The sequence below is a fragment of the Sphingomonas sandaracina genome, assembly GCF_036663695.1.
GTDB lineage: Bacteria > Pseudomonadota > Alphaproteobacteria > Sphingomonadales > Sphingomonadaceae > Sphingomonas.
The window spans coordinates 747599-771424 of record NZ_JAXOJK010000003.1 but is presented as its reverse complement, the minus strand read 5'-3'; the positions used below and the strand labels follow the sequence as shown (position 1 = coordinate 771424).

16 protein-coding genes are annotated in these 23826 nt (G+C 62.9%); 13 read left to right on the top strand and 3 right to left on the bottom strand.

Features of this window, described 5'->3' with window-relative positions:
* The first annotated feature begins 567 nt into the window (after positions 1-567).
* Positions 568-3207: a TonB-dependent receptor gene (locus U1707_RS13005; protein WP_332800465.1), complete on the top strand. Its 2640-nt coding sequence runs from the start codon at positions 568-570 to the stop codon at positions 3205-3207.
* Between the two features lie 22 nt (positions 3208-3229).
* Entirely contained in the window at positions 3230-4822 is a 1593-nt protein-coding gene (locus tag U1707_RS13000; RefSeq protein ID WP_332800464.1) for an alkaline phosphatase D family protein, read from the top strand.
* A 133-nt stretch (positions 4823-4955) separates the two neighbouring features.
* On the opposite strand, the gene U1707_RS12995 is transcribed toward U1707_RS13000, so the two are convergent.
* From U1707_RS12995 to U1707_RS12985, 3 genes are all read right to left on the bottom strand, one after another.
* On the bottom strand, positions 4956-5837 hold the full coding sequence (locus tag U1707_RS12995; protein WP_332800463.1) for a metallophosphoesterase: 882 nt from the start codon (positions 5835-5837) through the stop codon (positions 4956-4958).
* A 517-nt stretch (positions 5838-6354) separates the two neighbouring features.
* Positions 6355-7761, bottom strand: a complete 1407-nt coding sequence (phoA, locus tag U1707_RS12990; RefSeq protein ID WP_332800462.1) for an alkaline phosphatase — start codon at positions 7759-7761, stop codon at positions 6355-6357.
* Between the two features lie 63 nt (positions 7762-7824).
* On the bottom strand, positions 7825-10575 hold the full coding sequence (locus tag U1707_RS12985) for a TonB-dependent receptor (protein ID WP_332800461.1): 2751 nt from the start codon (positions 10573-10575) through the stop codon (positions 7825-7827).
* Positions 10576-11288: 713 nt separating this feature from the next.
* On the opposite strand from U1707_RS12985, the gene U1707_RS12980 reads away from it, so the two are divergent.
* From U1707_RS12980 to U1707_RS12930, 11 genes are all read left to right on the top strand, one after another.
* Positions 11289-11477, top strand: a complete 189-nt coding sequence (locus U1707_RS12980) for a hypothetical protein (protein WP_332800460.1) — start codon at positions 11289-11291, stop codon at positions 11475-11477.
* Positions 11478-11837: 360 nt separating this feature from the next.
* A complete protein-coding gene (locus U1707_RS12975; RefSeq protein WP_332800459.1) occupies positions 11838-12950 on the top strand; it encodes an FUSC family protein in 1113 nt (370 codons plus the stop codon).
* A 43-nt stretch (positions 12951-12993) separates the two neighbouring features.
* Entirely contained in the window at positions 12994-13905 is a 912-nt protein-coding gene (locus U1707_RS12970) for an acyl-CoA thioesterase (protein WP_332800458.1), read from the top strand.
* Positions 13906-14051: 146 nt separating this feature from the next.
* A complete protein-coding gene (locus U1707_RS12965) occupies positions 14052-15584 on the top strand; it encodes an OprO/OprP family phosphate-selective porin (RefSeq protein WP_332800457.1) in 1533 nt (510 codons plus the stop codon).
* A gap of 79 nt (positions 15585-15663) precedes the next feature.
* Complete coding sequence (locus U1707_RS12960) at positions 15664-16173, top strand: MaoC family dehydratase (protein WP_332800456.1); 510 nt, start codon at positions 15664-15666, stop codon at positions 16171-16173.
* A 164-nt stretch (positions 16174-16337) separates the two neighbouring features.
* Positions 16338-17666 (top strand): MFS transporter, encoded by a 1329-nt coding sequence (locus U1707_RS12955; protein ID WP_332800455.1) that lies wholly within the window; start codon positions 16338-16340, stop codon positions 17664-17666.
* Positions 17663-19057: an MmgE/PrpD family protein gene (locus U1707_RS12950; RefSeq protein ID WP_332800454.1), complete on the top strand. Its 1395-nt coding sequence runs from the start codon at positions 17663-17665 to the stop codon at positions 19055-19057. The genes U1707_RS12955 and U1707_RS12950 overlap by 4 nt, the downstream gene beginning before the upstream one ends.
* The gene (locus tag U1707_RS12945; protein ID WP_332800453.1) at positions 19054-20232 is read left to right on the top strand and encodes an acyl-CoA dehydrogenase family protein; all 1179 of its coding nucleotides are present in this window, start codon (positions 19054-19056) and stop codon (positions 20230-20232) included. Before U1707_RS12950 ends, U1707_RS12945 begins: the two co-directional genes overlap by 4 nt.
* On the top strand, positions 20229-21452 hold the full coding sequence (locus tag U1707_RS12940) for a CaiB/BaiF CoA transferase family protein (protein ID WP_332800452.1): 1224 nt from the start codon (positions 20229-20231) through the stop codon (positions 21450-21452). The genes U1707_RS12945 and U1707_RS12940 overlap by 4 nt, the downstream gene beginning before the upstream one ends.
* 83 nt (positions 21453-21535) lie before the next feature.
* Positions 21536-22279 (top strand): GntR family transcriptional regulator, encoded by a 744-nt coding sequence (locus U1707_RS12935; protein WP_332800451.1) that lies wholly within the window; start codon positions 21536-21538, stop codon positions 22277-22279.
* Positions 22280-22289: 10 nt separating this feature from the next.
* Positions 22290-23117: an HpcH/HpaI aldolase/citrate lyase family protein gene (locus U1707_RS12930; RefSeq protein ID WP_332800450.1), complete on the top strand. Its 828-nt coding sequence runs from the start codon at positions 22290-22292 to the stop codon at positions 23115-23117.
* The last annotated feature ends 709 nt before the right edge of the window (positions 23118-23826 follow it).

Here is a 23826-nt window from a genome sequence, read left to right as displayed (position 1 = left end):
TGATGGCGCATGGCGGGTCCTACAGAGCTCCGGCCGCGGCGGTGTAACCGTCAAGGCTTGAGGCGTCAGGGACGCAAGGAAGGTCAGTAGAGAGGTATGGCGCAACGGTCAGAAGACAGGATTGGGAAAACCAGGGAAATGTCCGAGCGCCTCGAGCGCGTAACTTCGGTCTGGACCTGATCCGCGATCTCCATACAGGCCAGCAGCCGTGATGATGGCTGCATCAACAGGCCGGACACACGGAAGCACCTGAACCTGCGCGAACAAATCTCTTAAAAACCCCCTTGTATCCAGCGGGGCGTCCACACACGGTCATTCGTTACCATGCGAATGCACGTACTGGCTCGGCCTCACCCCAGTGCAAAATAAGATATAATGCGCTGCCAAGCGGCGCACTTGGAATGACTCCTCTGTCATAAAAGGTCAGCATAACTGACGCTGTTATGTCGCGTCGATATCATAAGCGAAGCGTTCGGGACCTCAGACCGCATGGTCTCGCAATCGGTAGAGCCAGCCTTCCCGTTCTCGGGAAGCCTCTCTGCCGTCCCTTTCGGAGATGCTGGCCCAATGTTGTTCCTTTCGCCCGCCAGACGCGTCCGGCTGGTCGCGTCCGCGGCCTGTACGCTGCCGCTGTTGTTCATAGCGAGTGCCGCAAACGCCGAGGATCCGACCGCCGATCCCGACCAGACCAAGTCCGATATCGTCGTCATGGGCGAACGGGCGATCCGATCCGAAAAGGAACAGTCGACGTCGGTCCGCGATTCGATCGTCTACGACGATCTAGAAACGCTGTCGGCCGACGGCAGCGTGGCGGGCCAGTTAATCCTGCTGCCCGGCATCAGCGCGATCGAGGATGGCGACGCGCCGCGCTTCGTCAGCATCCGCGGGATCTCGCCCGACCTCAACCAGACCACGATCGACGGGATCACCCTCGCCACGATCGGCAATGACGGCGAAGGATCACGCAAGGTCAACCTCCAGCAGATACCGTCCGAGCTCGCCTTCCACAACGACGTCTACAAGACCTTCACCGCCGAGCAGGACGGCGCCGCGATCGGCGGGATCATCGACATCGTCACGCGCAGCGCCTTCGCGCTGAAGCGGCGCTACATCATGGTCGACGGATACGGCATCTATTCGACCTTCAAGGGCGATGGCGGCAGCAACGCTGGGAACGGCAGCTCGCCGCACCTCGGCGGCGGGGCCAAGATGGTGTTCGCGGACAAATTCGGGGCGGGCGACCAGTTCGGCGTGGTCCTGTCGGCGCGCTACGAAAACCGCATCCGAAATGCGCGAAAATGGTGGCAGGACAGCAAATATTACTTCAGCGACGCCGGCAAGAAGCTGGCGGGACCGGACGATCCGGCGTGGAACGGCATCGCGGTGCCCTACAACCACAGCTACGGCAGCTATACCAACCGGCTGCAGACGGTGGGCGGGTCGGCCAAATTCGAATGGCGGCCGCTCGGCAGCAATCTCTACGCCTCGGTGCTGGGGTTCACTTATCGTCAGTGGGAATCCTCGACGATGAACAAGAACGATTTCTACACCAAGAACAGCGTCGACGACCTGACCGCCGAGGGCGGCGGATCGGACATCAACAGCATCTATTCGCGCTATCGCTACGACACGTGGAGCAAGGGTACGGTCGGCGCGATCGGCAATGTCGAATGGCATGACGACCGTTCCACGCTGCGCGTGCGCGGTGGCTATACCCGTGCGCGGTACGACAATACGCAGCCCTATATCGGCGTGCGCGCGTATCCGACCGGTCTGTCGCTTGACTGGGCGGCGGGCAACGATGCGACCGGCGGGCTGCCCTATGTCACCGGCATTAACAAACCCGGGCAGGTGCTGGCCTCGCCCTACAAGCTTAGCACCGCGCAGACGACCTATCGCAAGGCGCATGAGGGGCTGGCGAATGCGCGCGTCGATTATGGCTGGAACGCCGAACCGCAGGACCGCGGCTTCGGCTTCGTCACGGGGATCGAGTTCCGCAAGCTGGATTTATCGCGTGACGTCGACATGACCGAATACAAGCTCGGCCAGGCGATGAACGACTATCTCTACGATCCCGGATACGTGCCCGTCGGCGCGCCGCAATCCTTCCCCTGGGTCGATTACGCGCGGGTGCGGAGCGAGCTGTGGCCCAAGTTCGTCAAGGACGGTCCCAATTCGACCTATGACAGCATCACCGGCGACTATCGCTATACCGAGCAACTGGTCACGCCGTATCTGTCGCTGCATTACGCCACCGACGACACCACGCTGATCGCCGGCGTCCGCTACGACCACACGCGCTTCTCCGCGTTCCAGCCGACGATCACCGGCAGCACGGCGTCCGCGGTGATGACGCGCAGCAACGGCGGTTACGAATATCTGCTGCCGTCGTTCACCGGCATCCAGGACTTTGCGGGCGGCAAGAAGCTGCGGTTCTCGTACAGCCGCACGCTCGGGCGTCCGACACCCGGCAACATCGCCCAGCCGGAGTCGCTCAATTGCGGCGACGAGGACAGCGGCGGCGCGGATTGTTCGATCAGCCGCGGCAACCCCGATTTGCGCCCACGCCGGTCGGACAATCTCGACGTCCAGGTCGAGCAGTATTTCCACAAGGACGGCATCATTTCGCTCGGTGCCTTCGCCAAATGGATCAAGGACGACATCTTCACGCTAACCACGACGCAGCTGATCGACGACGTCAATTACCGCGTCCGCCAGCCGCTCAACGCCGACAGTTCGCGGCTGTACGGCGTGGAGTTTCAGGTCGCCGATCACGACGTCAACCTGTTCGGCCAGCGGATCGATCCGTTCTTCAACGCGACCTGGCTGAAGGGCCGGATGTCGATCACCAGCGATGCCGGATCTCGCACGCTCGACCGACTGATCTACCAGCCGAAATGGATCATCAACGGCGGTGCCACGCTGCGCCTCCCGGTGATCGACGGTGCGTTCCGCGCCACCGTCACGCACCGCGGCAGCTACATGGAGGGCATCGGCGAGACCGCGCAGGACGACAACGGTCGCGCCGAGCTGACCACCGTCAACCTCGGGCTGTGGCACCGCGTGACGTCGCACGTGACCTTCAAATACGAGATGACCAACCTGTTCAACGACCAGCCGAAGTTTCTGGTCGGCAACGGCCTGCGCTATGTCAGCGAAGTTGACGACTATGGCCGGGGTTTCTTTTTCCACATCCTGCTGCGCTGATCTGCCGAAGGGAGTTACGACCATGTACGAAGTCGACCGCCGCTATCTTCTGTCCGCCTTGGGGAGCCTGACCGCGGCCGGTCTGCTGCCGTGGCGCGCCGGTGCAGCCGAGGTGCGCCCGCGCAACCTGATCGAGGACCCGCGCTTTCCGACGCCGCCATTCACGCTCGGCGTCGCGGCGGGCGATCCGGATGCCACGGGCTTCGTCATCTGGACTCGGCTCGCGCCGCTGCCGCTTCAGCCTGATGGCGGCATGATGATGGCCCCCGTGCCGGTCGCGTGGGAGGTCGCCGCTGACCCCGAATTCCGCCAGGTGCTCCAGCGCGGCGAGGCGATCGCGCATCCTGAGCTGGCGCATTCGGTCCACGTCGAAGTCGCTGGGCTCGCGCCGGCGCGGCCATATTGGTATCGCTTCACCTGCGGCGGCGAGCGTAGCAGCACGGGGCGCGGCGCCACCCTGCCCCCGCCCGGCGCACCGCTCGACCGGGTGCGCTTCGCGGTCGCCGGGTGCCAGCATTACGAGGAGGGCTATTACACCGCGTGGCGTCACATCGCCGCCGAGCCGATCGACTTCGTGTTCCATTACGGCGATTACATCTACGAGGGTCCCGATCGCGGCGAGCAACCGCGTAACCCCAAGAAGCCGTTGATCCGCCGCCATCTCGGCCACGAAATCTATTCGATCGGCGATTATCGCCAGCGGTATGCGCAATATAAGAGCGACCCCGATCTGCAGGCCGCGCACGCCGCCGCGCCGTGGTTCGTCAGCTTCGACGATCACGAAATCGACAACAACTGGGCGAGCGACATCGACCAGGACAATACCGCGCCCGAGGTGTTCCGGACGCGCCGCGCGATGGCGATGCAGGCCTATTACGAGCACATGCCGCTGCGCCGGTCGTCGATGCCCGACGGATCGCACATGCAGATGTATCGCGGGGCGCGCTTCGGCGACCTGATGGACGCATTCTTCCTCGATACGCGGCAATATCGCTCCGATCAGGTCTACGGCGATCATGATGCGCCGCAAGGACCGGACGCATTCGCGACCGACCGGTCGATCACCGGCGCACCGCAGGAGGCGTGGCTATTCAAGGGGCTCGATCGTTCGAAGGCACGCTGGAACCTGATCGCGCAGCAGGTCTGCCTGATGAACCTGACCTATCACAAGGCGGGGCAGCCCGAGCAGCTGGTCTCGATGGATCAATGGTCGGGCTATATGAACAGCCGCCGCCGCCTGCTCGCGCATATCGACGCGCAGTGTCCCGGCAACGTGATGACGGTCAGCGGCGACGCGCACCGTCATTACGCTGGCGACCTGATCCAGGACCACGGCAACGGCAAGATCATCAGCAGTGAATATCTCGCGACCTCGATCAGTTCGGGTGCGGACGGTGTCGGTGAGGACGACGACTATACCCGCTCGTCGCGCGCGGAGAATCCCAACCTCAAGGCGCTGACCGACAAGCGTGGCTATGTGCTGTGCGACGTCGGGCGCGATGCGTGGCGCGGCGATCTGAAGGTCCTCGACACGATCGCGACACGGAACGGGACGCTGTCCACGCACGCGAGCTTCGTCACCGAACGCGGGAAGCCGGGGCTGCAACGCGCCTGACCGGAGCCCAGAACTAGGAAGCGGGCGGGGCCTTCCACAAATGATCAATTTTTTGGAATACGACCTTTCCAAACCGGTTGTGAGCATGGGGACGGGAAGTGACTGGCGTCGGTGGTGAACGATACAATGAGTATCAAGCTATCTTTCGCTTGTCGGCGCCATCCGTTTTGCGCGGTACCAGTTCGATCAGCCACCAATCGGGTCTGGCATTAAAGCGTAGCGGAAGCGTTCCGGAGCCGACGCCGCCCGTGACGATTGTAACTCGACCAGGTTCAACGACGCGGCCACAGCGATATCTCTGATCGTATAGTCGTCGCCCACGCGAGTACCGCACTATCGGACCTACCACGGGGGCGACCACCTGTCCGCAATGGGTATGCCCTGTGAAAAGCACGGTCATGTTTCCTGGTAGCTCAGGTGCCAAGTCCGGAGAATGCGTGAAAGCAATCGGTACACCGCCCAGCATAGCGGCCCGCCGAGCAGAACGGGCGATGTTATCGTGACGCGAAAACCGATCATCGATCCCGACGATCGTTATTGCTCCACGCCTGGTTGCATCATTTTCTAGAACACGAACGCCCGCGTGCCGAAGACTTGACCGAATGGCATCAGGATCAGTCCAGTGGTCGTGATTGCCGAGGACAGCAAATACGCCATCCGGTGCACGTAGCCCTGCGAGGGGTGCAAGATCCAATGCGCGGCCCGCCGTACCTTCATAGCTCTCGCCAATGACGAAGTCTCCCGCCAGGAGCACGATATCCGGATGGGCCTCGTTCACAGCGCTGACGATGCTGCGCAGGCGCTCCGGACACATGACGAGATTGCCTACATGGATATCTGACATAAGCGCGATCCGCACCGGCTCGGTGCCCGTGGGCAAGGCGTACAACCTCATGGTGGCCGTCCGTTCAATCGGCACTGACAAGGCATTGTGGAGACCGACGCAGCCGGTGATGAAAAGCCCCGCCGTCAGCACCAGCCCACAAGATATCAGCTTGTACGTACGTCGCCGCATAACCTCTGCCTCCTTCTTAGCTGTCAGATCATGAAGTAATCCGTATTTCTCGTTGAAAGCTATCGGCCCATCATTGCTGCAAGCGAACCGATCGCTGTACAGTCGCTGCACAGATCGCGGTGACGGACCTCGGGAGCTTCCGCTTTCCCACAAGCTGCTGCCGATTGCTCTTTCCCGAAACCGTCGTCCAGAGACTGAGAGACGGGAAAGATCGCCCTGGCGAATTGCCGTTCCAGATAGCGCGAATTGAACACCAGAGCGTCCGGGTTTGGGCGAACGCGCCCTTGCCCTACGGCTTCCGGCTAGACCCATTCCCGGACGCTCAAGCTAACCCTAGCGCTTCCTGACTTCTGCCATTCGTAGTGCCGGCTGATGACCGGATTTCGCTTCGCCGATCTGTCAGCCAAATGTCGATAGTTGGTAGATGAGCATCAGACAGCTTCTGCCCTATACAAGAAGAGTGCAGTATCGTTGGGCTGAAGGTTGGGTTTTGCGACTATGGAGTGGTCTATCCTGCTCAATCTATCTTGAGCGCATTCCGGATTATGTAGTGAAGATCCGTCTGGTCCAGCAGCCCCGACACGTTGACCGCTTGGGGACCATAGGCCGCGATGCGCAGCTGTGTGCCGGTATGTTCCTGCGAGCCCTGCTCGGCCGTGCCGTAACTGACCGTCATCAAGCCTCCTTCACGAGTCCTGAGCGAGGCGGTTAGCCCGGGCGCGCGTGCGCCGTTGCCGATGATCTGGCTGGTATGTGCGTGATCGGCGGTGACAATCACCAACGTGTGGCCATCGGCCTCGGCAAATTCCAGCGCGACCTGCACCGCCTCGTCAAGGTCGACCGTCTCCCCGATCTGGCCGCACGGATTGGCGGCATGGTCTTGCTTGTCGATCGATGCGCCTTCGACCTGCAGGAAAAAGCCCTTGGGCCGCGTGTTGAGCAAGGCGATCGCCTTGCGCGTCATTGCCGCCAGATCAGGCGCCAAAGCGGAGCGTGCCGGGTTGGGCTGACAGGTGATGGCGGGCATGTCGATATTGCCATGGTGGCTGGCGCGCGGGCCGGTCCAGCGCACCGGCATGTTGCCTTCGGCGAACAGCCCGATCAGCGGCTGCGTGTCGTCGGCACGGCGAATGGCGTCGAGCTCAGCAGCATTGCGCACGATGCGATAGCCCCTCGCCTGCGCCTGCTGGAACAGCGTCTTGCCCTTGTACTGGCCCGCCTTTGCCACCTCGGCGAAGCTTGCCGCGCCGCCGCCCAGCACCAGGTCGGCGCGGGTATCGAGCAGCTGTTCGGTGATCGAACCGGCGCCGCCATTCTCAAGCGCGTTTTGCGGGCAAAGTGTGCTCGTCGCGGCTGGCGCGTAGCATTTGCGCTGCACGACATGGGCGATCTGCGCACCCGGCGTGGCGTCCTGGATTTCGGAGGTCGATACATCGCCGGTGGCGATCCCGGCCGACTTGGCGCGCTCGAGCAGCGTCTTGTGCGGCTTGCCATAGATATCGACTCCGATCGCGCCGTTGTAGCTCTTGACCCCCGATGCCCATGCGGTCGCCGAGGCTGCGCTGTCGGTCACGTAATTGGGTTTGCCGGTTTCCCGGTCGAGCGAATAATGGGTGTACTGGCCAGTGAAGGGCAGCGCATCGATGCCCTTGAAATAGCCGCCGGCGCCCTCGGCATAGTTGCGCGCGATGGTGATCTCGGAGTCACCCATGCCATCGCCGATCAGCAGGATGACGTTGCGCACTTCGCCTTTGGTGGCGAGCGCACGATAAGCTTCGCGCATGTCGCCGGGCAGGCGCCGCGCGCCGCCGGGCACACGCACGTCGCCCCGCGCCGCGCGCGACAGATCGGGCGCGGCCCGCTGTGCGACCGCAGGCTGGACGGACGCGGCGAGCAGCGCGGCAAGGGCGATATGCGAGATCATGGAGATACTCCGGAACTGGATATTACGTGGCAGGCCCCGCCCAGCGGCAGGGCCTGCCGGGGATCAGAGCTGCGCGCGGATTCCAAGGCTGATGCGGCTGCCCGAGGATTCGTAAGTCGTCGGGAAGGACGGATCCATCGTGTAGCCGGTGGTCTTTGCGTTCCCCACGTTGATGCCCTGCAGCTCGACGCGAAAGTTGCGCGTCACCTGATAGCTGGCGGCGACGTCGAACTGACCGTACGCATCGCGGTACACCGGATACATGTTACGCTCGATCCGCTCCACATAGGCGCCCTTGCGGCTGTACGAGACACGCAGCGACAGCGGCCCCTTATCGTAGAAGACCGTGGCATTGTACGTCTTGTCAGCGAGACCGATCGGCGAGGTATCGACGCCAAGGTCGGATTCACCCGTAAGCGAGCTGTTCAGGAAGGTGGCGTTGGCGTTGATGCCGAAACCATCCGCCCAGTCCGCGACCATCCCGAACGGGATCACCGCGTTAACCTCGATGCCGCTGACCTTGTACGATCCCTCGGCGTTGACGGGCTGGTAGACATCGAACTCATAGACGCCGTTGACTGAGCCGTTGGCGTTGTAGACCGTTACGCCGGGCACCACGCCGGTCAGCTGGCTCTGCACCACGCCCTTGATCTTCTTCCAGAAATAGGACGCCGCCAGAATGCCGCCGCGGGGGAGATATTTCTCGGCGCCGACTTCCCACTGATCGGCAAGAGTGGGCTTCAGGCCAGGATTGCCGTCGGTGTAGCGGAAATTGCCGATGCTGGCGATCCGCTTGTAAGCGAGATCGGTTAACGCCGGACGGATCAACGTCTTCGATGCCGCGGCGCGCAGGAACAGGCTGTCGGTCAGCTCGGCATGCGCGTTGAACGACGGCAGGAACTTTGCGTATTTGCCCTCGCTGGACACCGGCGCAGGGGTCAGCCCGATCGAGCCGTTCGGGTTCTGGACCTGCTGGAAGCCTTCCGAAAGAATGTTGGTGCGCAGATAGCGGCCTCCGAAATTGACGAAAACCGGCACGGCCACGGTGAATTCGAGGTCGACCATCGCATAGCCGGCGATCGTCTCTTCCTTGACCTTGTAATAGTTCGCGTCGCTGAACGGTGTGACGAATCCATCCGGCCGAAAGAAGTCGCGCGCATATTCGTTGGAAACCTGCGCCCAGCTAAGGTCGCGGGCCTGATAGCTCTTGCCGCCTGTGATGTGGGTCACGTTCTCAAGCGGGCTGTCGCCCAGCTTGCGGACATTGACATAGGCCGTGCTACCACGCGTCGGGCCCTGAATCTTCTCCTCGCCATATTCGCGCTCATTGCTCTTGTCGGTATAGCGACCACCGAAATTGAAGCGTTTGAGCACCGAAGATTCAAACTGGTAGCTCAGATCGATCTGCGCGGCGTATTTGTCGTCCTTGATCTGTTCGCGCGTGGTCTCATAGGCTTCGAACAAATAGGAACTAGGCGCATTGTACATGTCGATCGTACGCGGATTGGCGCTCGGGATCGTTTCGCCGCCATTCTCGGTATAACGCGTGCGCGACGGGGCGTAGGCCACGTGCTTCAGGTTGGCATAGTCGAGTGACTTCTTGGCGCCGGAATAGCCGCCCAGTGCATTGATCTTCCAGTTGCCCGTGGTCCAGTTCATCTCTCCGCCGAACTGCCGATAGTCGGTCTCGTTAATATATTCCTTGCTCAGAAATTCATGCTGCGTGTTGGTGTAGGAGACGTCGCGCAGTACGACGATGCCGCTATCTTGGAGCGTTTTGGCGTCATATTCGTGGATCGTCTCGAGCGTCGAGTTGCTCGATGCCGCATAGCCGGCAGCATCATATTCGTCTTCGGTCGTATCATATGATCCGAGGAAGGCGTCGAACGCTAGGCTGAAATTATCGCTCGGCTTGTACTGCACCGAGCCCGACAGGCCGAGGCGGTCTTGATCGTTCTGATAGACACGGTCGCCGACCTTATCGAGAAAGACGATCCTGTTCTTGTTGGCTTCGGTGAACGCGACGCCAGCGTCGCGCTGCAGCACGGCGATCGCCTGGTTGCGGTAGACGGTGTTGGCGCGATCGGTCCAGCGTGCGATCGGGCGGAAGTTAATGCCCGAATTGGAATCGGTGCGGTTGGTGCGCTGCTGCTTGGCGACCGAGACCAGCACGCCGAAGTCGCCGAAGGTCTTGCTGCCGAGGAACGAGAAGTTGGGGTCGATCTTCTCGGAGATCGAATTGTACGCGCCGTCGGCGCTGCCCACCAGGCGGAGCCCGGGATTATCGAAAGGCCGCGCGGTACGGATCAGCACCGAGCCGGCGATGCCGCCCTCCTCGTCTGCCGCCACCGGCGACTTCTGCACCGTGACGGACTGGATCAGTTCGGAGGCGAAGATGTCGAATTCCACGTCGCGCCCGCCCGAGCCCGAGGCGGTCGCCAGCTTGTTGATCGACACGAAGGTGAATTCGCTCGGCAGGCCGCGGATGTTGACGCGCGTGCCGAGTCCCCGTTCGCGCTCGATCGTTACGCCGGGCACGCGCTGCAGCGCTTCGGAGAGGTTCTGCTCGGGGAAGTCCGCGATATCGGTGGCGATTATGGAGTCCGAAAAGCCGATCGTGTTGCGCTTCATGTCGATCGCTTCTTCGAGGCTGCGGCGATAGCCAGAGACGACGATGTCCTCGCCCGTCTCGGCTTCCTCGCCGGCTGGTGCCTGTACGGTTTGGGCGAGGGCTGGCACCGCAGATAGTGCTGCGATCGCGGCTCCCAGCAGAAGGTGCGTCATGCGGTCGACATGCTTCAAATTGCGGATCATTTTTCGGTTTCCCCCGGTGCTTATATGTCAGTGACGCATCGCGAGCTGAGCTCTAGACGTGCGACTTCACGCCCCGAACTCGATGAGTTCGAGATCGTGGTAGATTTTATCTGATCGAACGGCAGCTTGCCTGATGTGATGCGTTGACTTTAGCGCCGACTGATAATTGATCGAGCAGATCAGACACTGTTGCACGTTGTCATATCGCAGCGTCAGCGTAGTTCTTACGCGACTTGGTCGCTCCTATCAGACTGTTAAAGCGACGAATGTCGGTAGTCAGCCAATATCTACCACATCTTGCCCCCAATCACCGCTATCCGGTTCGCAGTTGGATGCGTTAAACTTGTGACGTGCATGTTACGAAGCCGCATTAAACCATTCGTTTTTTAGTATGATCCGACCGCAACACAGACTTTCCTAGAACCGCGTTCCACCTATTCGACTGGCTAACGACCGCTAACAGGCCGACTCACCTCATGCCTCAGTGGCTAGGTTTGGAGGCAACCTGAACGGCAGTCTTAGGCTTGGAAACCCGATTGTGGACGTTCGGGCCCTGCATCCGGCTATCCAAGTCCAGACATTCTTCGGCAAACATGACTGGTGTTGGCATTTGCCCTCACCCGCAAAAGTGGGGAACCGACGAACTAGATCTACCTGAGGCCAAATCGCGCGTTCGGCAGATGGCCTGAAGTTATTTCTTCAGAGCAGTCCTGATGGCCAGCATCGCTTCAGATTCAATGGTCCGCAGCGCGGATGCATCGTCGCTGACTAATTTGGGCCAGATCGCCGCCGCAACGCACATTTGCATTCCTATCACTGCCAGCGCTAAATACGAAGTTGACGTCGATCATGGCTATCCGCAGGAAAACACTCAGTTTGTTCTCAAGCGCGAAAATCGCTAGTATCGCTAGTATCGCTAGTATCGCTAGTATCGCTAGTATCGCTAGTATCGCTAGTATCGCTAGTATCGCTAGTATCGCTAGTATCGCTAGTATCGCTACCTTAGGCAATCGATCGGTTATCTCAATACAACCTGGCGATTGACTGTAATTAGGTAAAAGTTGGCATTATATTTTTGCTTAGACAGTCACTTGTTTTCAAAGGTAGTTTCTACTTAATGCTTTATAATTTTATACCGACTGAAAGCCAGCTTTACTCGGCTGCGCTGTTGCAAAAACCACCAATCGGATTAGAAATAGATGATTATAGTGACTTACGACCGCAGTACGATCATTACCGCCAACGAATTATCAGACAGATAATTGAAGGGAAACGCACTGACATTTGACCTCCGGCCCAGCGCTTTTATCAGGGCGAATGCAGACAGCCTGCGCCAGACGATCCGGGTAATCGCTGGGACGACCGCGGCGTTCGCGGCGTACAAGTCGCTCGGCCTGCACGAGGGGTATTGGGCGGTGTTCACCGTCTTGATCGTGATGCAGGCGTCGATCGGGGGAACGCTCGGCGCGGCGACCGATCGGTTGCTGGGGACGTTGCTGGGCGCGGTTCTCGGTGGCATCGGCGCGGCGCTCGGGCGGACCGATACGGTCGAACTCGGGCTGGTACTCGTCACCGTTACCGGGATCGCCGCGCTCATCGCGTCGATCCGGCCGCGGTTGCGGATCGCGCCGGTTACCGCTGCGATCATGCTGCTCAGCGCGCCCCCGGGCTCTTCGGTGGAGATCTTCGTCCGCGACCGCATCATCGAGATCGGCCTTGGGGGCATGATCGGCGTGCTGGCGGCGATGCTGATCCTGCCGGCACGCTCGCACGGCGTAGTGATCGCGCGTACGCTGGCGGTGCTGAGCCACATTGAACGGATGTTGCGCACGCAGGCCGACGCGCTGACTGCCGGCCTCGCGCTGCCCTCGTCCCCCGAACACGGCGCGCTGCGTCATGCGCTGGCCGCGGTCGAACTGGCGATGAAGGATGCGGACCGCGAACGCGCGTCGCGCCTCGCCGATCACGGCATTCCCGCCGCCGTCCCGCGGACGCTCTGGCGGATTCGCAACGACCTGGTGCTGAGCGGTCGCGCGCTCGACGAGCCGTTGCCGCCGGCGGCGATGGCGGCGCTCGCCAAGCCGTCAGCGGCAATGCTGACAGCCCATGCCGCGTTCGCAACACGGTGTTCGGAGGCACTGCGCACGCGCGGAAAGGTCGATCGGGGTGACGTCGACGCCTGCTATCGCATGTTTGGCACCGCGCTGGATCTGTTCCGCCGGAGCGACGCCGCGGCGACCCTGGATTTCGACGCATCGGGCCGCGTATTCGGGCTCGCCTTCGCCGCGGGTAAACTGCACCGCGATCTGCTCGACCTCGCCGGTCGCGTCGACGAGATCGCGCCGACCAAGGCACTGGCCGCCGACCAAAGCTGACCGCGCGGCTTTGACGCTCGGTGCGCAAGCGGTACGGGCGGCGATGACCGACACCATGGCAACACCCGACCTCGCCAGCGAACTCGTCACGCTGCTCGACCTCGAACCGCTCGATACCGACCTGTTCCGCGGACCGCAGCGGCCCGGCGCAAACGCGCGCGTCTTCGGCGGGCAGGTCGTGGCACAAGCGCTGATGGCGGCGCAGCGTTCAGTCGACGGACCCGCCGTGGCGCACAGCATGCACGCCTATTTCCTGCGCGCCGGCACCGAGACGCAACCGATCATCTTCCGGGTCGAGCGTGACTTCGACGGCAAGTCGTTCGCCAACCGCCGCGTTACCGCCAGCCAGAACAGTGCGACGATCCTGACGCTAGCCGCATCGTTTCAACGGCCGGAAGCGGGCCTGGACCATGCAGTCGCGATGCCCGATCTTCCGCCGCCGGAGGAACTGCGCTCGCTCGACATACTCGCACGCGAATACGCGGGCCGCTCCGCGCAGGCCGCGGCGTTCCTGTCCCAGCCGTCCGCCTTCGATATCCGACCCTGCGGCGTGCCGGCGTTCCTCCAGACCGAGCCCGGCACGCCCGTATCCCATGTCTGGATCCGGTTCCGGGGCAACGCACCGACCGATCCCGCGATGCGCCGGGGCGTGCTCGCCTATCTGTCGGATTACGCGCTGCTCAGTGCGTCGCTGATCCCGCACGGCGTCAACATGTTCGAGCACAGCATGCAGACTGCGAGCCTCGACCACGCGATGTGGTTCCACGAGGACGTGCTGCTCGACGACTGGTTGCTCTATAGCACCGAGAGCCCGTGGTCGGGGCATGGTCGCGGTATCGCGCACGGCGTGTTCCATAGCCGCGACGGGCGGGCGGTCGCGCATGTGACGCAGGAAGGGTTGATCCGGATGCGACCCGACCTCGCGCCGCGCACCACGATCCCGCATATGCCCTGATCGACCCGCGCTCGATCGGCTCAACGCAGAAATCTATGTTGACAGCGCATTTGTACGGACATTAGTATTATCTTTCGCCAGTAAGGCTGGTTCCAGGATGTCGCGCCGCCGAAGACGGACGATCCCGATCTCGAGAGGATGTCTGTATGCGTCATTCGTACGCCGTATCGCTGTGGGCGTTGCTCGCCGTGCTGCCATCGGCAGCCCGGGCGCAGACCGCGTCACCGCTCGATACCGATCCGTCATACCAGACGATGCTGGCGCTGATCGACGAGATGGTCGAGAACAAGCTGGTCAGCCGCGAACGTGCCGATACGCTGATCGCCAACGCCAAGGCGAAAGCCGGCCGCGCGCTTGCCGCGAATGCCCCGTCACCGCCAGCCCCGCCACCGGCTGCCCAGATACAGCCGCCGCTCCGCGTGCAGGTCGCCAACCAGACGGCCGATCCCGGCGCGAAGATCGCCCCCGTACCGGTCGGCAACGGACAGGTCGTGAACGCCGGCGGGGTCGCGCTGCCCGCCGATCTGGCGGTCGACTGGAGCCGCGGGGCGCCCGTGTTCAGCAGCCGCGACGGGAAGTTCACCTTCAAGATGCGCGGGCGGCTGTTGGCGGATATCTCGTCTACCGGCGGGTCGGATTTCGAACGTCGCAACATCACCGTCTCGACATTGCGCCAGTTCCGCGTCGGTGCGATCGGCACGATCGGCGATCACCTGTTCTACCAGTTCGAGACCGATTTCCGCCGCAACGCGACCGAGGTCGTGCAGGCGTTCGTCGGTTACCGCCAGAAGTTCGGCAAGACCGACGCCGATGTCCGGTTCGGCAACCTCATTACCGATCGCGGCATCGACATCGGCACCGCATCCACCGCCAACCCGTTCATCACGACCAACATCAACACCACCGCGCTCGCGACGCAGGGCGGCAAGGTCTTCCTGATGGGCGCGGTCGGCCGCGCGGGCGGCAAGAACTGGCATGCGAGCCTGGGCGTGCACGGCGATGCAATCGACAGCGATTTCACGCGCAGCGACAGCCGGATGCTGTTGGGCCGCGCGCACTGGAACCCGATCCTCACCAAGCATGGCCTGATCCACATCGGCGGCTGGGCATATAGCGAGAACATCCCCGACACGACGCTGCCGACCACGTTTGCGCAGGGCATGGCGGGGGCGCTCAACAACAGCGTCCGTGTCGAGTCCGCGGCGCTGACCGGCGCGGACGGATCGAAGGCGTTCGGGCTCGAACTCGGCGGCACGCTCGGGCCGTTCTACGCGTTCGGCGAATATGGCCAGCGGACCGTGCACGGCGGCCCGACCTCGACCTTCCGCAGCGGCAAGATCAAGGCCTTGTCGGTCAATGGCGGATTCTGGATCACCGGCGAGACGCCGACCTATGCCTCGCGCAGCGGCACGTATGTCGCGCCGAACGTGCTGAACTCGGTGCTCGATGGGGGCTGGGGCGCGCTCGAGGCGGTGCTGCGCTACGAGGATCTCGACAGTTCGAGCCTGCCACTCGGCGGCACCGGCACCGCGGGCACGCTCGGCCTGAACTGGTCGCTGACGAACAATTTCCGGTTCATGGCGGACTATACCCATTTCCGTACCGACAACCGCACCGGCAGTTTCATTGGGCCCGATAGCGGCGACACGTTCGCGGCGAGGGCCGAAGTGGCGTTCTGACCGGCGACGCGACGCCGGCTCCGGCTTGCCAGCGTACCATAATCTCTATAATGTCCGTACAAAGCGATAAGGAGGATGTATGAGCCTTTCGGCTATCAAGGTCGGCGAGCAGCGTTACCGCGCAAGCTATGGCCGCTATCTCGAGGATTTCGTCGTCGGCGACATTTACGAGCATCGCCCCGGGCGGACGATCACCGACGCGGACAATATCCAGTTCTCGCTGATGACGATGAACGCGCACCCGATGCACTGCGATGCGCAATATGCCGCGAAGAGCGAATTCGGGCGGCTGCTGGTCAATAGCGGGCTGACGCTGGCGATCGTGCTCGGCATGACCGTCAACGACGTGAGCGGCAAATCGCCCGCCAATCTCGGCTGGACCGAGATCAAGCTGACGCATCCGGTGTTCGGCGGCGACACGCTGACCGCGGAAACCGAAGTCCTCGAGATCCGCGACTCCAAGTCGCGGCCCACGCAAGGGATCGTCACCACCCGCACCCGCGCGTTCAACCAGGACGCCAAGCAGATCATGGAGTTCACGCGCAACTCGCTGGTCTACAAGCGCGGCCACTCTCCCGACGATCTTTGATCCGATCGGCCGCCGCCGGCGGTCGGATATTCCCTAGGCACGCGCCCCGAGAGCTTCGTCCAAGAAGACACGGCGCGTCGTCATCCCGAAGAGAGGTTGCCTCCCCCATGGCTAGTACCGCCGCCACTACCATCGCCGTCAACGCAGGAGCCAGGCTGGACCGTATGCCCATCTCCCGATTCCACTGGCGTATCCTGGGGCTGATCAGCGCGGGCGCGTTCCTCGACGCGTTCGACGTCTATCTTGCAGGGGGCGTCATCGCCGCGCTGAAGGCGGAAGGCTTCTCGACGCTGGCGCAGGCCGCGGTGTTCATGTCGATGACCTTCCTCGGCATGATGATCGGCGCGGGCATGGCCGGCTATGTCGGCGATCGCTTCGGGCGGCGGGCTTCCTACCAGTTCAACCTCGCGCTGTTCGGGCTTGCTTCGATCGTGGCGATCTTCTCGCCCAACATGACGTTCCTGATCGTCTGCCGCTTCATCATGGGCATCGGCCTCGGCGCCGAGCTTGTGGTCGCGGCGGGTACGCTCGGCGAGTTCATCCCGCCCGCCTATCGCGGTCGCTGGGTGTCGATCATGGGCATGGTCGTCAATTCGGGCCTGCTGGTCGCGACCTCGGTCGGCTACATCGTCATCCCGACGCTCGGCTGGCGCTACATGTTCGCGATCGGCGGCATCCTTGCGCTGATCGTCTGGGTGATGCGCAAGAAGATGCCCGAATCGCCGCGCTGGCTGGAGTCGGTCGGGCGCAACGAGGAGGCCGAGGCGACGCTGCGCGAGATCGAAGCCGACGTCGTAAAGCACAAGGGCCCCCTCGCCGCCGTCCCCGAAGTCCGCGTCGTGCCAAAGGTCCACGCACCGCTCAGCGCGCTATTCGGCTCCAAACTGCGTCGCCGCCTGATAGCCGCGACGCTCGCCGCAATCGCGGTCAACGTCTCGGTATACGGCTTCGTCGCATGGTTGCCGACCTTCCTGGTCAGCCACGGCACGAGCATCGTCACCTCGCTCTGGTACACGACGCTGATGTCGTTCGGCAGCGTGTTTGGTGCGATCGTCGCGATCGGCATCGCCGACCGCATCTCGCGCCGCGCCTCGCTGATCGCGGCGGCCATCGCGATCATGATCTTCGGCTTCCTGTATCCCAATGCACACGGTGACCTGATGGTGCCGCTGACGGGCTTCCTGCTCGTGTCGAGCATCTATACGCTCGTGACGCTGGCGCTGTTCGCCTATATCCCCGAGCTGTTCCCGACCGCCTATCGGCTGCGCGGTACCGGTTTCGCCGGCATGTGCGGGCGCGCCGCGTCGATGGTCACACCCTATGCCACCGTCGCGCTGTTCGAGCGCTTCGGGCTGGAGGGCGTGCTCGGCATGGTCGGCGTGGTGCTCGCCTGCATGATCGCCGCGGTCGGCCTGTTGAACATCGAGACCACCGGCCAGTCGCTCGACGACGTCGCCGACGAGTCGCTGGTTACCGGGGGGGCCGCCAAGTGACGCTCTCGCAAACCTTCGCCGATTTCGCGACTGGCCTGACGCTCGACGCCATTCCCGAGCGCGTGAAGGAGCGTGCGCGCCACCTAATCCTGGATTCGGTCGGGACGGGGCTCGCGGCGGTCGGTGCACCTTGGGCGGAAGCGAGCTTCGCCGCCGCGGGCGATCTCGGCAGCGGCACGGCGCCGGTACTCGGCTATGGCCGTACGCTGGCCATGCGCGACGCGGCGCTGATGAACGGGCTCGTCACGCACGGCCTCGACTATGACGACACGCATTCGCGCGGGATCATCCACGCGACCGTCAGTGCCTTCCCGACCGCACTCGTTGCAGCGGACAAAGCCGGTGTGTCGGGCGCCGAACTGCTTGTCGCCTATATTGCGGCGATGGAGGTCTCGACGCGGGTCGCCGCCGTCGGTGCGGGCGGGTTCCACGGCTTCGGCTTCCACCCGACCGGGTTGATCGGCGCATTCGGATCGACGCTCGCCGCCGGCAGGTTGCTCGGGCTGGACGCACAACAGATCGCGATGGCGCAGGGGATCGTGCTGTCGATGGCCGGCGGGAGTCTGGAGTTTCTGGCCGACGGTGCGTGGACCAAGCGCCTGCATCCCGGCTGGGCGGCAAGCTCGGCATTGACCGCGGCCACGCTCGCCAAGCGCGGCTTCGTCGGACCACCCGCGGCCTATGAAGGGCGGTTCGGTCTGTATGCGCTGTATCTACGCGACGACGCCCCTGCCCTGCTTGCGCAGGCGACCGCAGCGCTCGGCGAGATCTGGGAAATCGAGGCGGTGTCGGTAAAGCCGCTGCCCGCGTGCCACATGACGCATGCCGCGATCGACGCGGCGATCACGTTGCGCGCGGAATACGACCTGACCGCCGCCGACATCGCCAAGGTCATCGTGCTGGTGCCCGAGGCGGTCATCCCGATCGTCTGCGAGCCCGTCGCACCCAAGCGGACCCCACGAACCGGCTACGACGCGCAATTCTCAATCCCCTACACGGTCGCGACCGCGCTGCTTACGGGCAAGTTCACGCTTGATGCGCTCGATCTGTCGGCGCTCAGCGATCCGGCGGTGCTCGATCTGGCTTCGCGCATCGATTACGCGATTGATCCGGACAGCGATTATCCCAAGCACTTCACCGGCGAAGTCATCGTCGAGACCCACGACGGCCGGATGCTCCGCCACCGCGAGGCGATCAACCGCGGTGCGGCCGACCGGCCGCTCAGCAACGCCGACATCGACGTCAAATATTTCGAGAACGCCGCGCGCACGGTCGACGCGACCCGCGCCGCGCACATCCGCGCCGCCGTGCTCGACATGGACCGGTGCCCCGCTTCCGCGCTCGGCGACATCCTCGCCGGCGCCACTGCCCCTCAAGGAGTATCCGTATGACCCTGGCAAACGCGATCGCCGCCGATGGCGCGATGACCGACGAAGAGATCATGATCCTCGATTCGATCGACAAGTTCCTCGAGACCGATGTACGGCCGTTCGTCCACCAGCTCGAACATGACGACGAGTATCCGCAGAAGATCGTCGACACGATGAAGGAGATGGGCCTGTTCGGCCTGATGATCGCGCCCGAATTCGGCGGGTTCGGCATCTCGACGCTGACCTATGCGCGGATCATCGAGAAGATCTCGACCGTGTGGATGTCGGTCGCGGGGATCATCAACAGCCACATGATCATGGCGATGACGGTCCAGCGCTGCGGCACCGAGGCGCAGAAGGATCACTACCTGCCCAAGTTCGCGACCGGCGAACTGCGCGGCGGCATCGGCCTGACCGAGCCCGACGCCGGCACCGACCTGCAGGCGATCCGCACCACCGCGGTGCGCGACGGCGACGACTATGTCGTCAACGGCAGCAAGATGTGGATCACCAATTCGGGCTCGGGCAATACCATCCTGTTGCTGGTCAAGACCGACCCAACCGCCGATCCGCGCCACAAGGGCATGAGCCTGCTGATCGCCGAGAAGGGCGACGGCTTCATCGTGTCGAAGAAGCTGGAGAAGCTTGGCTACAAGGGCATCGACAGCAACGCGCTGACTTTCGACGGATACCGCGTGCCGGTCGACCGGCTGATCGGCGGGGTCGAGGGCGTCGGCTTGAAGCAGGTGCTGGGCGGACTGGAGCTTGGCCGCATTAACGTGGCGGCGCGCGGCGTCGGGATCGCGCAGGCGGCGCTCGACGAAGCGGTCGCCTACGCGCAGACGCGAAAGACCTTCGGCAAGCCGATCTGCGAACATCAGGCGATTCAGCTGAAACTTGGCGAGATGACGACGCGCACCTATGCCGCCCGCCTGCTCACCGAAGCCGCCGCCAAGGCGTATGACCGCGGCGAGCGCTGCGACATGGAAGCGGGAATGGCGAAGTATTTCGCCACCGAAGCGGGGCTGGAGAATGCGATCGAGGCGATGCGGATCTTCGGCGGCTATGGCTATTCGAAGGAGTATAACGTCGAGCGGCTCTACCGCGACGCACCGCTTCTGACGATCGGCGAGGGCACCAACGAACTGCAACGCATCATCATTGCCAAGCAGATCATTGCGCGGAACCCCGCATGAGCCAGCCACACTCCAACCAGACGGGCTCAAACCAGCCCTTGGCCGGCCTCCGCATTGTCGCGGTCGAACAATATGGCGCGGGTCCGTTCGGCACGCAGCAGCTCGCCGATCTCGGGGCCGAGGTCATCAAGATCGAGAACCACAAGGACGGCGGCGATATCGGCCGCCATGTCGGACCGTATTTCTTCGGCCCCGGTGACAGCCATTTCTACGAATCGCTCAACCGCAACAAACGCAGCCTCGGGCTCGACTTGAAAAGCGACGAAGGCCGCGAAGTGCTGGCGAAGCTGGTCACGGAATCGGACGTCGTGTTCAACAATCTGCGCGGCGACTTGCCCGCCAAGCTGGGCCTCGACTACGCCACGTTGTCGCAGTTCAACCCGGCGATCGCGTGCGTCCATCTGTCCGCTTATGGCCGCACCGGCACCCGCGCCGCATGGCCCGGCTACGACTATCTGATGCAGGCGGAAGCCGGATATATGTCGCTGACCGGCGAGCCCGGTGGCCCGCCGTCGCGCTTCGGCTTGTCGATCGTCGATTTCATGACCGGCACTACCGCCGCACTCGCGATCCTAGCCGGCGTCGTCTCGGCGCGCGCGAGCGGGATCGGTCGCGATCTGGACGTCAGCCTGTTCGACGTCGCGCTCGGCAACCTCAACTATGTCGCCGAATGGTATCTCAACGGCGGCGTCACCGTCGAACGCACGTCGCGATCGAGCCATCCCTCGCTCACGCCGAGCCAGCTCTACACGACCAGCGATGGCTGGATCTTCGTGATGTGCAACAAGGAGAAGTTCTTCCAGACGCTGTGCGAGCGGATCGGGCGGCCCGAATGGATGACCGACCCGCACTACGCCACCTTCGCCGCGCGGCTGGAAAACAGGCCCGCCTTCAACGCCGATCTGGACGCGGTGCTCGCCACGCATACCACGGCGGAATGGATGCGCCTGTTCGAAGGCAGCGTGCCCGCCGCGCCGGTGCTCGACGTCAAGCAGGCGCTCGACAACCCGTATCTCGCGGAATCCAAGCGGATCATGGACTTCCAGCATCCCGACCACGGCCCCCTACCCGGCATCGCCTCGTCGATCCGCGTCGGAGGTGCCGAGCATCCGGACAAGGCGGCCCCGGCGCTGGGCGCGGATACCGACGATATCCTGGCGACCCTCGGCTATGGGACGGATGACGTCGCCGCCTTGCGCGAGCGTGGCGCAATACGGTGACGCCAGCGCTTGCATCGAAAGCGCAGGCAGCGGACGGTGCGACATTGTCCGTATCGCCGGATGATGCGACCGATGGATATTCGATGCCCCAGCTTCGTCAGCAACCGCGCTACCTGCAACTCGCCCAGACGCTCACCAGTGAGATCGAGGACGGGCGCTATCCGATCGGCAGCCTCATGCCGACCGAGTTCGAGCTGTGCGACCAGTTCGGTGCGAGCCGCTTCACCGTGCGTGAGGCGATCAAGCGGCTGGTCCAGTCCGGCATGGTCTCGCGGCAGGCGGGGGTCGGCACGCGCGTGCTGGGGATGTCGCGGCCGCCCGCCTATCGTCAGGTGATGGAAGGGCTGTCCGATCTTCAGCAATATACCAACGAGACCAGCCTAACGATCATTGCGCGCGAGACGGTCGTTCTCGATGGCCCGATTGCGGATCAGCTCGGCGCGACGGCGGGTCAGACATGGCTTCACCTCAGCGCCTTGCGCCGTGCCGCCGGGACCAGCCCGATCTCCTATTCGGACATTTATCTCCACCCTGCGTTCCGCAGCCTAAAGCTGGACGACGACGTCGGCCATGTGCCGATCTTCAGCCGGATCGAGGAACAGTTTGGCGAGCGCGTCGCCGAGGTCCGCCAGTATATCGAGGCCGTGACGATCCCCGCGCCGATCGCTTTATTGCTTGAAACGGAGCCAGCCGCGCCGGGGCTGCGCCTCACGCGCCAATATCTGAACGCGCGCGGCGAAGTCATCGAGATGGCGATCAACACACATCCTGCCGATCGCTACTCCTATTCCCAGACCTTCCGCCGCGACCCAGCGTCCGGCCTGTAAAGGACGTCCCATGACCATCGCAGCCCGCAGCATCCTGTTCGTCCCCGGCGACCGCGCCGAGCGTTTCGACAAGGCCCGCGCGAGCGGCGCTGACATGGTCGTGATCGATCTCGAAGACGCGGTTCTGCCCGACAGCAAGACCGCCGCGCGCGACATAGTCCATGATGCGCTCGCAGGCCTGACGGAGCCGCGCTTCCTCGTGCGCGTCAACAGTCTTGATACCGAATGGCATGCCCACGACGTGCGTGCGCTCGCAGCATTGCCAGGCGTCGCTGGACTGATGTTACCTAAGGCCGAGCGCGCGTCGGACTTCGCGGCGATGCAAGAGGCGGCAACCGGCAAACCGCTCCATGCTCTGGTTGAAACTGTCTCGGCGATCTTGAATTTGGCGGATCTCGTCACCGCGCCGGGCCTTTCGAGACTGTCGTTCGGCACGGTAGACTTCCAAGCTGACGCAGGCATCGATGGCGACCGGGCAGAGATCGACTATGTCCGCACCCAAATCGTCCTTCATTCGCGAAGCGCCGGGCTGGCGGCACCGGTTGATGGCGTTTCCACGGACCTTTCTGACGACAAGGCGCTGGCACGCGACACCGACCACGCGCGTCGTTTCGGCTTTGGCGGAAAACTTTGCGTCCACCCGCGACAGGTGGGGATCGTCAACAGGGCATTCCTACCCTCCGACGCTGACGTGGACTGGGCTATCCGTGTGATTTCGGCTATCGACGGCGCGTTTGGGGCCGTTGCCGTCGATGGCAAACTAATCGACAAGCCCGTCGTTGATCGCGCTCGCCGACTTATTGACACTCATTCGGCATTTACAGCAGCGAGACAGTGAGAGCCGGTGCGTTTTACTTGCCGAGGACCGGTGGCACACAACGGTCTAAATTATTTTTGTTCTGAGCGGCTTCTATTGAGATGCCTAAAAGTGGAGCCCGAACCCACTTACCGACACTCACGCTTCTTTTCTTATTTCCTACTTGGCCGCTCGTCGATCTCGGCATCATGATTGATTTGACGTTCGTTACCCTTCCGCGGACGTCACTATTTGGGAAGGGTCATCGCGCTCGTGGAGAGACAGATGGTGATAGACGGGAGCGACGCTGTCTTAATCCCGCTATCGTCACGAGCCTTGCAGCGAAACGATGGGGTGGATGCCCCTTCCGGCCCGCACCTTTTCCGATCAGGATCGAACTCCGGGATCGCTGGCAGCGGACCTGATCTGCTAAAGCTAGGGTGAAGCGACGGCACGATACGGAATGCCCGCAGTTCACCCTGTATTTGACTTCTTAGGATCGTGAAAAACGACGCCAGCCAAAAGGCTTGATCTTAAGCACGTGTCTCCGCCAACGAGGCCAGCGCTAGTGCCATTTCACGATGAGAGGCTTCATCACTCCACAAATCGATATAGCTGAATCTCTCGTCGCGTACCCCGATGCTATCGCAAAGCCGTACACCGCCGAGAGACGCTGCCGAACCCGACGGGCCGTTTCGATCGAGGGCGATCCTCGCCCCGAAAACTTCGGCCTATGAGACGAACTGGGACA